Source organism: Oceaniovalibus sp. ACAM 378, from assembly GCF_008085915.1.
In the GTDB taxonomy this organism is placed as follows: Bacteria; Pseudomonadota; Alphaproteobacteria; order Rhodobacterales; family Rhodobacteraceae; genus Oceaniglobus.
This window is the reverse complement of record NZ_VSJK01000002.1, coordinates 313893-327034: the sequence shown is the minus strand read 5'-3', so window position 1 is coordinate 327034 and position 13142 is coordinate 313893. Positions and strand designations below refer to the sequence as shown.

Below are 13142 nucleotides of genomic sequence, written 5' to 3'. Positions count from 1 at the left end.
CAGATAGGAAGGAGCACGGCGGTGCCTTCATTTTCAACGACACTCGAACAGGCCATCCACTCCGCGTTGGCACTGGCCAATGCGCGCCGACACGAACTTGCAACGCTGGAGCATCTGCTGCTGGCACTCATCGACGAACCCGACGCCGCCACTGTGATGCAGGCCTGCTCGGTCGATCTCGACGACCTGAGATCGACACTGGTCGAATTCATTGACGACGACCTTTCCACCCTTGTGACCGATATCGACGGGTCCGAGGCCGTGCCGACTGCCGCTTTCCAGCGGGTGATTCAGCGCGCCGCGATCCATGTCCAATCCTCGGGCCGCACTGAAGTGACCGGCGCCAACGTGCTGGTCGCAATCTTTGCCGAAAGGGAATCCAACGCCGCCTTTTTCCTTCAGGAACAGGATATGACCCGCTATGATGCGGTGAATTTCATTGCCCATGGCGTCGCCAAGGACCCATCCTTTGGCGAAACCCGCTCAGTAAACGGTTCCCCCGACCCGGATGAAGAAATGGCTGTTGAAGAAGGTGAGCAAAAGGAATCGGCGCTGTCCAAATACTGCGTCGATCTGAACAGCAAATCCCGCAAGGGCGATGTCGATCCTCTGATCGGTCGCGAGCAGGAGGTCGAGCGTTGCATCCAGGTCTTGTGCCGTCGGCGCAAGAACAACCCCCTGCTGGTGGGCGATCCGGGCGTGGGCAAGACGGCCATCGCCGAAGGTCTGGCGCGCAAGATCGTCAAAGGCGAAACCCCTGCGGTTCTGGCGTCAGCCACCATCTATAGCCTTGATCTGGGTGCGCTTTTGGCTGGGACCCGGTATCGCGGCGATTTCGAAGAGCGGCTGAAGGCCGTCGTGACCGAGCTTGAGGCTCATCCCGACGCCGTGCTGTTCATCGATGAAATCCATACTGTGATCGGCGCCGGCGCGACCAGCGGCGGCGCGATGGATGCCTCGAACCTGCTGAAACCTGCGTTGCAGGGCGGCAAGCTGCGCTGCATGGGCTCCACCACCTATAAAGAGTTCCGTCAGCATTTCGAAAAGGATCGCGCACTGTCCCGCCGGTTCCAGAAGATCGACGTGTCAGAACCCTCGGTCGAAGACACGATCAAGATCCTGAAGGGGCTCAAGGAGTATTTCGAAGAACACCACCACATCAAATATACCGCTGACGCGATCAAGACGGCGGTCGAACTCTCCGCCCGTTACATCAATGACCGGAAACTGCCGGACAAGGCCATCGATGTCATCGACGAGGCCGGAGCGGCCCAGCATCTGGTGGCCGAATCCAAGCGCCGCAAAACCATCGGCGTGAAAGAGATCGAGGCAGTGGTGGCCAAGATCGCGCGTATCCCGCCAAAGAGCGTGTCGAAAGACGACGCAGAGGTGCTGCGCGATCTGGAGGGTTCGCTGAAACGTGTGGTGTTCGGCCAGAATGAAGCGATCACCGCACTGGCCAGCGCGATCAAACTGGCCCGCGCCGGGCTGCGCGAACCTGAAAAACCGATCGGCAACTATCTGTTCGCCGGACCCACGGGCGTGGGCAAGACTGAGGTGGCAAAACAGCTGGCCGATACGCTGGGTGTGGAACTTCTGCGCTTTGACATGTCGGAATACATGGAGAAACACGCGGTTTCCCGGCTGATCGGTGCGCCTCCGGGCTATGTCGGGTTCGATCAGGGTGGCATGCTGACCGATGGCGTCGACCAGCACCCCCACTGCGTCCTGCTGCTGGACGAGATCGAAAAGGCACACCCCGACGTGTTCAACATCCTGCTGCAGGTGATGGACCACGGCAAGTTGACCGATCACAACGGACGGGCGGTCGATTTCCGCAATGTCATCTTGATCATGACGTCAAATGCCGGTGCCGCCGACATGCAAAGGGCGGCGATCGGTTTCGGACGGGACAAGCGCGAGGGCGAGGATACGGCCGCGATCGAGCGCATGTTCACGCCGGAATTCCGCAACCGGCTTGACGCTGTGATTTCGTTCGGCGCATTGCCGAAAGAGGTGATCCTGCAAGTGGTCGAGAAATTCGTCCTGCAACTTGAGGCACAGCTGTTGGATCGCAATGTCCACATCGACCTGCTGCCCGAAGCGGCGGCATGGCTGGCCGACAAGGGGTATGACGACAAGATGGGGGCGCGCCCACTGGGACGCGTCATTCAAGAGTACATCAAGAAACCGCTGGCCGAAGAACTGTTGTTTGGCCAACTGGCGAAAGGCGGCATCGTGCAGGTCGGCGTCAAGGACGGTAAGCTTCATCTGGACATCCGTCCGCCAGAAACCCGTCGTCTTGCGTCGAAAAAACCGCCTCTGCTGACCGCCGATTGATCGGGTGCGGGGGGCGCTGATCCTGTCACTGACGCTCGCGACCCCTGCGGTCGCGGGCGAGCCTGTTTTGAATCTCCCGCTTGATTGCACCCTCGGCAGCAGCTGTTTCATCCAGCAATATACCGATGCCGACTCTGGACCCGGGGCCAGTGATTATTCTTGCGGTCCGCTCAGCTATGACGGGCACAAGGGCACAGATATCGCGCTGCAATCGCTTGCCGCGTTTCGGGCGGGCGTGGATGTCTATCCCGGCGCGCCCGGTGTGGTGCGCAGCGTACGCGACGGCATGGCTGACCATTTGCAGGGGAGCGATGGGGCCCCCGATGTGACCGACAAGGAATGCGGCAATGGCGTGGTCATTGATCACGGCGACGGCTGGGAAACCCAGTATTGCCACATGAAACGCGGCTCGATTCAGGTTAGACGCGGCAATGGCGTGGATGCGCAAACAGTGCTGGGTCAAGTCGGGTTAAGCGGGCAGACCGAATTTCCGCATCTTCACCTTTCGGTGCGCCACGATGGGGAAATCATTGATCCGTTCAATCCCGATGCCACTTTCACCTGCGGTACGCCCGAACGCACCCTGTGGCAGGACACTCCCGAATACCGCCCCGGCGGTCTGATCGCGGCGGGTTTCTCCGATGCGGTGCCCGAATATGCGGCGATCAAGGACGGGACGGCTGGTGCTGAATCGCTGCCCGGCGGTGCGCCCGCGCTTGTTCTCTGGGCCTATGGGTACGGCGGCCATGCGGGCGATGTCCTGAAGATCACAATCACCGGGCCGTCGGGCAATGTCCTGTCGCAAGAGGCCACTCTGGACCGGCCACTGGCGCAGTATTTCCGCGCCGTCGGACGGAGAACGCCGGGCGAAGGATGGTCTGCGGGTGACTACACCGGCACGATCCGATTGCTGCGCGACGGAGCCGAAATCGAACAACGCGCGACCGTCCTGACCATCACCCCCTAGGCGGGTTGCGCGGCAGCCCCCGCCCTATCGCTCGGTCAGCTTCAACTCGATTCGCCGGTTTTGGGCCCGTGCCTCGGGCGTATCGGCTGTGTTCACCGGATAGAATTCGCCAAATCCTGTGGGGGCCAGCCGGTTTGCCGGGAACCCCCGCTGTTTGGTCAGATACCGCACAACTGACAAGGCACGCGCCTGGCTCAGCTCCCAGTTGTCGGCATATTGTGCCGTTGGATTCAATTGCACGTTGTCGGTGTGACCATCGACGCGGATCACCCAATCGATGCCTTCGGGAATCTCTTGCGACACCTCAAGCAAAAGATCGGCCACGCCGGAAATCTGCGCCTCACCCTCGGGGGAAAGTTCCGCCTTGGCGCTCTCAAAAAGCACCTCGGATGAGAACACAAACCGGTCGCCGACGATTTTGACCCCTTCGCGGTCGCCCAGAACATCGCGCAACCGGCCAAAGAATTCCGACTGATAGCGTTCCAGCCGCTGGCGTTCGGCGGCTTCCAGTTCGGCGCGGCGTTTCGCTTCGATTGCGGTGCGGGCCAAAGCGGCGTTCAGGTCAGAGCCCAGCGATTCAATGCGCACGCGGCTGACTTTGTCTTTATCGGATGCCAGATCCAGCAACCCCTGCAACTGGTCCAACTGGCGGCGCAATTCGGTCACTTGCTGGTTCAGCACGGTCAACCGGCGCTGACTTTCGGCTGATCGTGCCTCTTCGGATTCAAGCTGCTGATTGGCCGTGGCCAAAAGCACTGCGCGTTGCTTGGCCTCGGACAGTTGCGCCTCGACCTGCCGTTCGGCGGCCAGCTTCGCGGCCAACACATCGGCCAGTTGATCGCGCAGGTTTTCGTCGGCACCGACTGCGTTTTCCAGCGCGACGGCCTCGCGACGGGCGGCATCCAGAGCGGCGGCCAGACGATCCCGTTCGGTCGCCTCGCGGCCCACGGTTTCACGCAGGCGATCCACCTCGGACTCTGCTTCGGCCAAACGATCACGGGCGGCCTGCAAATCGCCCTGAAACAGCTCGCGCGCGGCTTCGGCGGCGCGCAATGCGGCGGATATCGTGGCCAGTTCATCGGTCGTTTCATCAACTTGCTGCAACGCCGCCCGCAACAGAGCCTCGGCTGATTCCCGTTCACCCTCGGCCTTGGCGCGGGTGGTCAGGGCAGCGGAAAGCGCCGCCTCGGCCTGTTGCAGGTCATCGGACAGGGCGGCGCGGGCGGTCAGGGCTGCGGCCAGCGCCGCCTCGCTGTCGTCCAGCTCGCCTTGCCGGGTATCGGCCTGTGACAGCGCGGCGGACAGACGCGCGGTCAGGTCCTCGCGGTCAAGCCCGGCAGTGTCCAGCGCAGCGCGCGCCTCGGCCAGCGCCTCGGAGGTCTGATCCTTTGCCAGCAGCGCCGCCGCCAACCGTTCGTCCAGTGTCGCCGCATCGGTCTCGGCTGTTTCCAACGCGCCGGTGGTGGCGTCCAGTGCCGCGCGCAATTCGTCCTGCGCCAACAGTGCTGCCGCAAGATCGCGGTTCAGGGTGGCGCGGGCGGTATCGGATTCAGCAGCCTGTTCGCCCAGTGCCATGCCCTGCGCCAACGCATCGTCACGCTCGGTCAGCGCCGCTGCCAACCGCCGGTTCAGATCGGCGCGATCCGTTGCCGATCCTTCAAGATCGGCCGTCAGCGCCGCCACCTGTTCGGCACTCTTCCCTTCGGCCAGCAGCGCTGCCGCCAGTTTCGCGTTCAGCGCCGCCCGGTCGGTTTCGGCCTGATCCAGCGCGATTTGCAGGGTGGCCAGCTGTTCGTCGGTCTTATCCTGCGTCAGCATCGCCAGCGCCAGACGCCGGTTTAAATCGGCCTTGTCCGTCGCAAGTTGCGCCAGACCGGCAGCATCGGCCTTTTGATCCAGCAGCGCGATGGCCAGTTTCGCATCCAGATCCTCGCCCGCCTTTTCGGCCGCGGCCAGCAGGGTCAGCGTGTCTTCTGCACGCTTGCGCTGCTCCTCAAGCGCCAGCGTCATCGCGGAAAGCTCGGCGTCGGAATTCTGCAACCGCTCGCGCAGCGCCTCGGCTGCGGCGGCTTCGGCAAGGCGCGCCTGTTCTTCATCGCTCAGCCGTTGTTGTGTATCGTCCAACGTCGCCGTCAGGTTGGCCAGTGTCGCGTCGCGGTCGCCCAGAGTGTTGCGCAAATCCGCCGTCATCGCCTCAAGAGCCTCGCGGCGGGCGGCGGCAAGGCGGGCCTGTTCGGCAGTCACGTCGATTTCATCGCGGGCGCGGGCCAGTGCCAGCTGCAATTGCTCCTGCTCGGTCAGCAACTGTGTTTGCGCCGCTTCCAGTTCATCGACCGAGGCGCTGAGCAATGCGCCTTCTTGCCGGGCAGCGTCCCGTTCGGTCAAAAGCGTCGCCAACTGCGTCTCGAAATCGGCAATCCGGGCGGCTTGGGTTTCGCGCGCTGCGGTCAGGCTCGAGATCAATGTGTCCTGCTCGGTGACCCGGCCGCGCGCCTGTTGCAATTCGGCGTCAAGATCGGTGTTGGCGGTTTCAAGATCCGCAGTGCGCGCCTGTTCGAGCCCCAGAAGCCGGGTCAGCCCCGCCACCTCGGACCCCAGCGCGTCAAGCTCGGTTTCCTGACCGGAAATCTCTTCGCGCAGCACGAACTGGACCACCATGAATATGGTCAGAACGAACATCATCACCAGCAGAAGTGCCGTCATCGCATCTACAAAACCGGGCCAGATGCTGTTGGAGACGGCACGGTTGGAGCGGCGCGTCAGTGCCATGGTTCAGCTCCGGCTGCCGTTGCTGGCAGGCGATGCCTCGATCCGGCTCTGACCCCTTACAGCGCGGATCAACTGCTTGAGGTCATTGCGCAGCTCGGAGGTGCTTTCCTGACGGCCCGCGGCCATTTCCTCAAGCAGACGCAGCAGCTGCACATCGATCGAGCGCAGGCGCATCCGGCTTTCGGCATCGACCGAGCCGCCGCCCTGTTCGGCCTGGGCTTCCATCAGTTCGGCCAGCTTGTCCTGCCCGCGCGCCACGCGATCCAGCGCGCCCGACACAGCACCTTCGGATTCCATCCGCTGGGTCATTCGGTCGATGGAAGCGGCCAGATCACCCAACCGTCTGTCGACCTCGGTACGGGCCATATCGGATTCGACGAAGATCTGCTGCATCTGGTCCATCTGGCGCACCATATGATCCATCAGCGCGGCGATCATCCCGGCATCACCCTGCGACTCTCCGTCGCCGCTGGCGGCATATCCAAGGCGCGTGATGCTGGACAGCCATTCCTCAAGCTCGCGGTAAAAACGGTTCTGGCCATGGCTGGCAAACAGTTCCAGCAGCCCAACGACCAGCGATCCGGCTAGCCCCAAAAGCGATGACGAAAATGCCACCCCCATGCCGCCCAACTGTTTCTCAAGCCCGCCCATCAGACGGGCGAATACCGCCATGCCGTCTTCGCCCTGTTGCGGGGCAAGGCCGCGGATGGTTTCGACAATCGCCGGAACCGTCGTGGCAAGGCCATAGAATGTGCCCAGAAGGCCAAGGAAGATCAGCAGATTGACGAGGTACCGGGTGATATCCCGCGCCTCGTCGATCCGCGTGGCAACGGAATCCTGAATTGATCGGGATGAGGACGCCGAGATCTGCATCTCTCGCCCACGCGACCGCAAAAGCGCCGCAAGCGGAGCCAAAAGCCGCGGTGCGCTGACAAATTCATGGCCCGGATTTTCGGCAACGAAGCCTTCGATCCAGGACACCGATTGATACAGTTGGAACACCTGCCAGAAACAGGCGAGAATTCCGAAGACGAACACCAGCGCGATGAAACCGTTCAGCCATGGATTGGCCAGAAACACCGGCGCAACGCGCGGAAAGGCGACGTATCCGCCCATCGCGACCAGCACCAGTACCACCAGCATCATGGTGATCTGGCGCACGGGTTGGGTAAACTGCGGCTCGGCCTCGCGACCCGGCTTGCGCGCCATGGAACTGCCCTGACTTTTCATTGTTGCGCCGCAGCATAAAGCAGCCGTGGCGAATGTCCAATATCCCCCAAAGATTAGCCCTTTGTGAGGATTTCCCGCACCCGTCCGTCAAGCCAGCCGAGATCGGCATCGGGAATACCCACATCGCCCAGATGTGCAACGGTGTTGTACAGATATTCGGTGTTCGGCCCGCGATCGCCGACGGCATGAGCGATGATATGCGCCTGTTCCTCAAGCGGCAGGCCGCCGCAGTACTGCACATGTTCGGTGTCAACGACATAGGCCAGCGCGGTCACCTGCCGCCCGTCCACCAGATCCAGAGTCACCTCACGCTCGACATAGGCCGATGAGATCAGTTCACGCTCGCGCAGATCCGCAAGTGTCTGGTCCTCGATCCCGTCGACGACACGAAACGCCAGACCGATGCAACAGGCATCGGGGTGCGGATCAAGCGCAAGCACAAGCCCCGGCGCGGCCGAGCTGCCGCGATGATGGATCGAGCGCATGCAGAAGGTGCGCGCGTGACCGCCCAGTGTCGCCACCGCCTTTTCGGCGACGCCGAACCCCGGGTTCCACATCAGCGATCCGTATCCGAACACCCACATTGCCATGACGACTGGTCCTTTTTCTGCTCCGCCTGTAAACACCACCATGACGCCGGGCGAAAGGGGCTCGGCACCGAAGTGACCGAAAGGAACGGGCGTGCGCATACTTATCGCGGTGATCGTAATCGCGGCGTTGGCTTGGGGCGGATACTGGTTCGTCGGCGCGTCGGCGGTGGAACGAGGGCTGACCGCCTGGCTGGAGGCGCGCCGTGCCGATGGCTGGACCGTTGCCTATGACGGGCTGAACACCTCGGGGTTTCCCAATCGTTTCGACACCACGGTGACCGGCCTAACCCTTGCCGATCCGCAAAGCGGGCTGGGCTGGTCCGGAGAGATCGCGCAGATTCTCGCGCTCAGCTATAAACCCAACCATGTGATCGCCGCCCTGCCGCACCTGCAAAGCATCACGACGCCCTTCGACGACATCGCCGTGACCAGCGACCGGATGCGCGGATCGGTGGTGTTTGCTCCCAATACCTCCCTTGCTCTGGATCACTCGGCATTCATCGCCGAGACGGTCACTGTGACCGGGCGAAGCGGCTGGTCGGTTTCTCTGGACGAAGGACGGCTGGCCACCCGCCGTGCGGTCGCGCGGGAAAACGCCCATGACATCGGTCTGGAACTGCTTGGGTTCGCGCCGACTTCGGATTTGCGCAGTCGGCTTGACCCAGAGGGCACCCTGCCCGCCGCGTTGGAAACCCTGAAGATCGACGCGACCGCTGCCTTCGATGCGCCGTGGGACCGGTCTGCGCTGGGTGCCGATCGCCCGGAACTGACCGCGCTTGACGTGACCTCGGCGCGGATGATCTGGGGTGACATGACGCTGGAGGCGACCGGCGCGCTGACCGTCGACGAGGCCGGCACCCCCACCGGGCTCGTGACCGTTACGGCGACCCAGTGGCGCGGGATGCTCGACATGGCCGTTGCCGCCGGGCTGGTACAGGACGGGCTCAAGGATACGGTCGAGAAGGGTCTGGCCCTGCTGTCGGGCGGCTCGGACAGCGTCACGATGCCGCTGAACTTTGCCAAGGGTCTGGTGTCGCTGGGCCCGGTTCCACTGGGTCCGGCGCCAAGGCTCAGATGACCCAGCGCCTGACCAACGGGGCTGCACGGCGGTTGTTTCTGCATCGCCACGCCCTGCTGGATGCGCCATCTCAGGGCGGCGGCCTGCTGTCGCTGATCACCCGGCTCGGCTTTGTGCAGGTGGACAGCGTGACGACGGTCGAGCGGGCGCATCACATGATCCTGCACGCCCGGCGCACCTCTTATCGACCGGCGGATCTGCCGCCGCTGCTGGAGCGGGACCGGACGCTGTTTGAACACTGGACCCACGATGCATCGGTGATCCCGACAGAATTCCTGCCCCACTGGCGGCTGCGGTTCGCCCGTGACCGGGTGTCGCTGGAACGCCGATGGTCCAATTGGCGTCGCCCCGGATATATGGATGAAATTGCCAATGTCGCCCGGCGGATAGAAACCGATGGCCCCTGCCGGTCCGATGATTTCGCTGACCGCTCCTCGGGCAAGACCGGGGATGGCTGGTGGGATTGGCACCCGTCGAAAACTGCGCTGGAATACCTCTGGCGGTGCGGCGATCTGGCCGTGAGCCGCCGTGACGCGTTCCGCAAGGTCTATGATCTGGCCGCCAACGTCTATCCGCCTCACACCACACCGCTGGACGAAGCGGCGACGGTGGACTGGGCCTGCAACGCCGCGCTGGACCGTCTGGGGTTCGCCACCCACGGCGAATTGTCCGCGTTCTGGGCGCTGATCTCTCCGGCCGAGGCGCGGGAATGGGTGTCAGCCGCCCGCGCCCGCGGCGAAATCGAACAGATCGAGGTTGAATCCGCCGATGGCTCATGGCGCAGTCACTTTGCCCGCCCGGGCACAGTGCAGGCGGCGCACGCCCTGCCCGACGCGCCGGGTATGATCCGCGTGCTGTCGCCCTTTGACCCTGCCCTGCGCGACCGCAAACGTGCACTGCGGCTGTTCGGGTTCGATTATCGTATCGAGATCTTCGTGCCGGCCGCGCGGCGCAAATACGGGTATTATGTGTTTCCGCTGCTTGAGGGGGATCGCCTGATCGGGCGGATCGATACGGCGGCAAATCGGGCCAGCGGCACCTTGCACGTCACCGCTTTCTGGCCCGAACCGGCTGTGCGGATGGGTGCGGGGCGGCGTGCGCGGCTGGAATCCGCACTGAACCGGACCGCCAGATTTGCCGGACTGACTGGTGTGACGTTCGCCGAAGGCTGGCAGCGCGCCTCTGTCTGACGCTCAGTGGCAATAGGAGCCGCGCCGATATCGCGCGGTATCCAGGTGAAAGTGATCCTGATGATACCGGTCGGCGTTTGGCCCCAGAACCGTGCCAAACGGCCCACAGGCGGCGCGGTGCATTGCCTTGAGCATGCCCGAGTGCTGCCCACCGCGCCAACCTTTCAGCACATCGATCGCCACACCGTTTTGCAGCACGATACCGGAAATATCGATCGCCTGCCCCATACCGTGGTTTGAAATCTTCGCGCCCGGCTGGTTGTTGCGGGTGCGGCAAGAGTAATGCGCCGCCACGCGCAACTCGGCCGGGCCACCACCCAACCGGCCTATGACAGGCATGACGCCCCGGTCGACCCAGGATTTCAACGCCTTTGCCGTGGTGCAATCCATGGTGGCGGGGGTGGAGAGTGTCACGCCCGACACAGCGCGCACCTGCACCGGTTCAGGCACGCCGCAACCACGCAACCGCCCGGCAATCGGCGACATGCGCACGCCCTGAATCGACGGATCACCACACAGAGTGCCTTTTATTCCGCTGACCGGTGGCAACGGCACCGCGCGGAACCCGGCGGCCGCCACCGTCGCCTTGCGATACAGGTTTTCGGGCCGTTCGGGCGGGCGGGGCGAGTGTATGACACCCCCGGCCAGCGTGGCCTGAACGACCTTGCCCGGCGCTGCGGGCTGTTTGACGTCTCGCAGGACCTGCGCGACCAGACCTGTTTCGGCGGTATTGGCAACAACGGCCTGCGTTACCTCGGTATCCGGAATCGAGCGGGACTGGGGCCGGGGGGAAGATGTTGGCGGATTCGCCCAAGCCGCGCCGCTGGTGAGCAACGCGATGGCGAGGGTCAATCCGGTCATCCGTGTCACGTTTTGGTCCTGTCTCCGCTGCGGCCAAAATCCGGTGCGTCGGTGTCCTGTCCAGCCTCGATGATACTGCGCCGGATGGCGCGGGTGCGGGTAAAATAGTCGAACAGATGGTCGCCGTCACCCTTGCGGATTGCGCGCTGCAACGCAAACAGCTCTTCCGTGAACCGGCCAAGAATCTCGAGTGTCGCCTCGCGGTTGGTCAGGAACACGTCGCGCCACATGGTCGGATCGCTGGCTGCAATACGGGTGAAATCGCGAAAACCGGCGGCGGAATATTTGATCACCTCGCTGTCGGTGACGCGCCGCAGATCGTCAGCGACCCCGACCATCGTATAGGCGATCAGATGCGGCGTGTGGCTGGTCACCGCCAGCACCAGATCGTGGTGATCGGCGTCCATCACATCAACATTTGCGCCCATCCCCTCCCACAATGCACGCAGACGCGCCACGGCGGCCTCATCAGTGCCCTCTTGCGGCACCAGCAATGACCAACGGTTGCGGAACAGATCGGCGAAACCGGAATTTGGCCCCGAATGTTCGGTTCCGGCCAGCGGGTGGGCCGGAATGAAATGCACACCCTCCGGCAGGTGTGGCCCCACCGCTTCGATCACCGCGCGTTTGACCGAGCCGACATCCGTGACGGTGCAGCCGGGCGCGAGATGCGGCGCTATTTCGGCGGCGATGGCACCCATCACCCCCACGGGCACGCATAAAACCACCAGATCGGCGCCCTGCACCGCTTCGGCGTTGGTCTCTGTCACCCGGTCGCACAGGCCCAGACCCACTGCGACATCGCGGGTTTCGGCAGTGCGCGCAGTGCCGACGATTTCACCCACAAGCCCCGCGCGACGCATGGCAAGCCCCATGGACCCGGCGATCAGGCCCAAGCCGATCAGCGCAACCCGTTCATAGATATGGCTCATCCGTCGCGGTCCTTGAACGCTGTCATGGCATGGATCACCCGGCGGCACGATGCCTCGTCCCCCACGGTGATACGCAGGCAGTTGGCCAGTTTGTAGCCGGCTGTCTTGCGCACCAGCAGCCCCTCGGAGCGCAGATGCGCCTCGCAGGCGTCCGCCTCTTCGACGCTTTCAAACCGGGCCAGGACAAAGTTGGCAAAGGACGTGTCAGACGGCACCCCCAGATCATTCAGCCCCTTGGCCAGCCAGGCCCGCATGCGCGTGTTCTCGGCGCGGCAGCGGTCGACATAATCCTCGTCTTTCAGGGCGGCCTCGGCAGCGGCCATCTGAAGCTCGGACAGGTTGAACGGCCCGCGCACCCGGTTCAGCGCGTCAATCGCATGGGCGGGGCCATAGCCCCAGCCGATCCGCAGGCCGCCCAGACCATAGATCTTGGAGAAGGTGCGGGTCATGAAGACATTCTCCCGCTCGTCCACCAGTTTCGCGCCGCCGTCATACCCATCGACGAATTCGGCATAGGCTCCGTCAAGCACCAGCATCACATGTTCGGGCAGGTCGGCGGCCAGACGGCCAACTTCGTTCTGGCCGATCATCGTGCCGGTGGGGTTGCCCGGATTGGCAATGAACACCAACCGGGTGCGGAAATTCACCGCATCCAGAATGGCATCGACATCCACCTTGCGCTCTTGCTCGTGAACCTCGATCGGGGCGGCTCCGGCGGCCAGCGCGCTGATCCGGTACATGCCGAAGCCGTGTTCGGTATGGATCACCTCGGTTCCCGGCCCGCCATAGGCCTGACAGAGCAGGGTTATGATCTCGTCGCTGCCATTGCCGCAGATGATCCGCGCCGGGTCCAGACCGTGCACTTCGGCAATGGCCGTGCGCAGGGCGGTGTGATCCGTTGACGGATAGCGGTGCAGTTGATGCACGGCCTTCCTGATCGCCTCTTTCGCCGCTTCGGACGGGCCAAAGGGGTTTTCGTTGCTCGACAGTTTCACTACGTCGCGCGCACCGGGGATACGGCTTTCACCGCCCACATAGGGCCTGATCTCGAGAACGCCGGGTTTTGGCTGAATGGCATGTGTCATGGTCAGTAGTCCCCCTTCTGCGGCGTTCTAGCGTCGGGTGGGGGCGGAAGCCAGAATACATGTGGCCAATGCAGCACAGGTGCGAAAATTTGGCAGGGTG

At 63.4% G+C, this 13142-nt stretch carries 10 protein-coding genes; 4 read left to right on the top strand and 6 right to left on the bottom strand.

Annotated elements, in window-relative coordinates; translation table 11 throughout:
* Positions 1-21 precede the first annotated feature (21 nt).
* Positions 22-2340 (top strand): ATP-dependent Clp protease ATP-binding subunit ClpA, encoded by a 2319-nt coding sequence (gene clpA, locus FQ320_RS03515; RefSeq protein WP_148470076.1) that lies wholly within the window; start codon positions 22-24, stop codon positions 2338-2340.
* Between the two features lie 67 nt (positions 2341-2407).
* Positions 2408-3307 (top strand): M23 family metallopeptidase, encoded by a 900-nt coding sequence (locus tag FQ320_RS03510; protein WP_255509351.1) that lies wholly within the window; start codon positions 2408-2410, stop codon positions 3305-3307.
* A gap of 24 nt (positions 3308-3331) precedes the next feature.
* Here FQ320_RS03510 and FQ320_RS03505 read toward each other — a convergent pair whose 3' ends face one another.
* The 3 genes from FQ320_RS03505 to FQ320_RS03495 all read right to left on the bottom strand — a co-directional run bounded on the left by FQ320_RS03505 (position 3332) and on the right by FQ320_RS03495 (position 7896).
* Positions 3332-6076, bottom strand: a complete 2745-nt coding sequence (locus FQ320_RS03505; RefSeq protein WP_148470072.1) for a peptidoglycan -binding protein — start codon at positions 6074-6076, stop codon at positions 3332-3334.
* A 3-nt stretch (positions 6077-6079) separates the two neighbouring features.
* Positions 6080-7285: a biopolymer transporter ExbB gene (locus FQ320_RS03500; RefSeq protein ID WP_148470070.1), complete on the bottom strand. Its 1206-nt coding sequence runs from the start codon at positions 7283-7285 to the stop codon at positions 6080-6082.
* Between the two features lie 74 nt (positions 7286-7359).
* Positions 7360-7896 (bottom strand): gamma-glutamylcyclotransferase, encoded by a 537-nt coding sequence (locus tag FQ320_RS03495; RefSeq protein ID WP_148470068.1) that lies wholly within the window; start codon positions 7894-7896, stop codon positions 7360-7362.
* Between the two features lie 91 nt (positions 7897-7987).
* Here FQ320_RS03495 and FQ320_RS03490 point away from each other — a divergent pair, with 91 nt between their 5' ends.
* Together FQ320_RS03490 and FQ320_RS03485 are read left to right on the top strand one after the other, a co-directional pair.
* Positions 7988-8974, top strand: a complete 987-nt coding sequence (locus tag FQ320_RS03490; RefSeq protein WP_148470066.1) for a DUF2125 domain-containing protein — start codon at positions 7988-7990, stop codon at positions 8972-8974.
* Positions 8971-10164, top strand: coding sequence for a winged helix-turn-helix domain-containing protein (locus FQ320_RS03485; RefSeq protein ID WP_148470064.1), 1194 nt, complete (start codon positions 8971-8973; stop codon positions 10162-10164). Before FQ320_RS03490 ends, FQ320_RS03485 begins: the two co-directional genes overlap by 4 nt.
* Before the next feature lie 3 nt (positions 10165-10167).
* On the opposite strand, the gene FQ320_RS03480 is transcribed toward FQ320_RS03485, so the two are convergent.
* Genes FQ320_RS03480 through hisC form a run of 3 tightly spaced genes read right to left on the bottom strand, consistent with a single transcriptional unit; the run spans position 10168 to position 13042 of the window.
* Entirely contained in the window at positions 10168-11025 is an 858-nt protein-coding gene (locus FQ320_RS03480) for an extensin family protein (RefSeq protein ID WP_148470288.1), read from the bottom strand.
* Positions 11026-11030: 5 nt separating this feature from the next.
* Positions 11031-11957: a prephenate/arogenate dehydrogenase family protein gene (locus tag FQ320_RS03475; RefSeq protein ID WP_148470062.1), complete on the bottom strand. Its 927-nt coding sequence runs from the start codon at positions 11955-11957 to the stop codon at positions 11031-11033.
* The gene (hisC, locus tag FQ320_RS03470; protein WP_148470060.1) at positions 11954-13042 is read right to left on the bottom strand and encodes a histidinol-phosphate transaminase; all 1089 of its coding nucleotides are present in this window, start codon (positions 13040-13042) and stop codon (positions 11954-11956) included. Before hisC ends, FQ320_RS03475 begins: the two co-directional genes overlap by 4 nt.
* Positions 13043-13142 lie beyond the last annotated feature (100 nt).

What these genes read in the sequence shown, in the direction of transcription:
- FQ320_RS03505 (WP_148470072.1), bottom strand. Translation starts at nt 6,076, where the DNA reads ATGGCACTGACGCGCCGCTCCAACCGTGCCGTCTCCAACAGCATCTGG.
- FQ320_RS03485 (WP_148470064.1), top strand. Translation starts at nt 8,971, where the DNA reads ATGACCCAGCGCCTGACCAACGGGGCTGCACGGCGGTTGTTTCTGCAT.
- FQ320_RS03475 (WP_148470062.1), bottom strand. Translation starts at nt 11,957, where the DNA reads ATGAGCCATATCTATGAACGGGTTGCGCTGATCGGCTTGGGCCTGATC.
- hisC (WP_148470060.1), bottom strand. Translation starts at nt 13,042, where the DNA reads ATGACACATGCCATTCAGCCAAAACCCGGCGTTCTCGAGATCAGGCCC.
- FQ320_RS03480 (WP_148470288.1), bottom strand. Translation starts at nt 11,025, where the DNA reads ATGACCGGATTGACCCTCGCCATCGCGTTGCTCACCAGCGGCGCGGCT.
- FQ320_RS03495 (WP_148470068.1), bottom strand. Translation starts at nt 7,896, where the DNA reads ATGGCAATGTGGGTGTTCGGATACGGATCGCTGATGTGGAACCCGGGG.
- FQ320_RS03500 (WP_148470070.1), bottom strand. Translation starts at nt 7,285, where the DNA reads ATGGCGCGCAAGCCGGGTCGCGAGGCCGAGCCGCAGTTTACCCAACCC.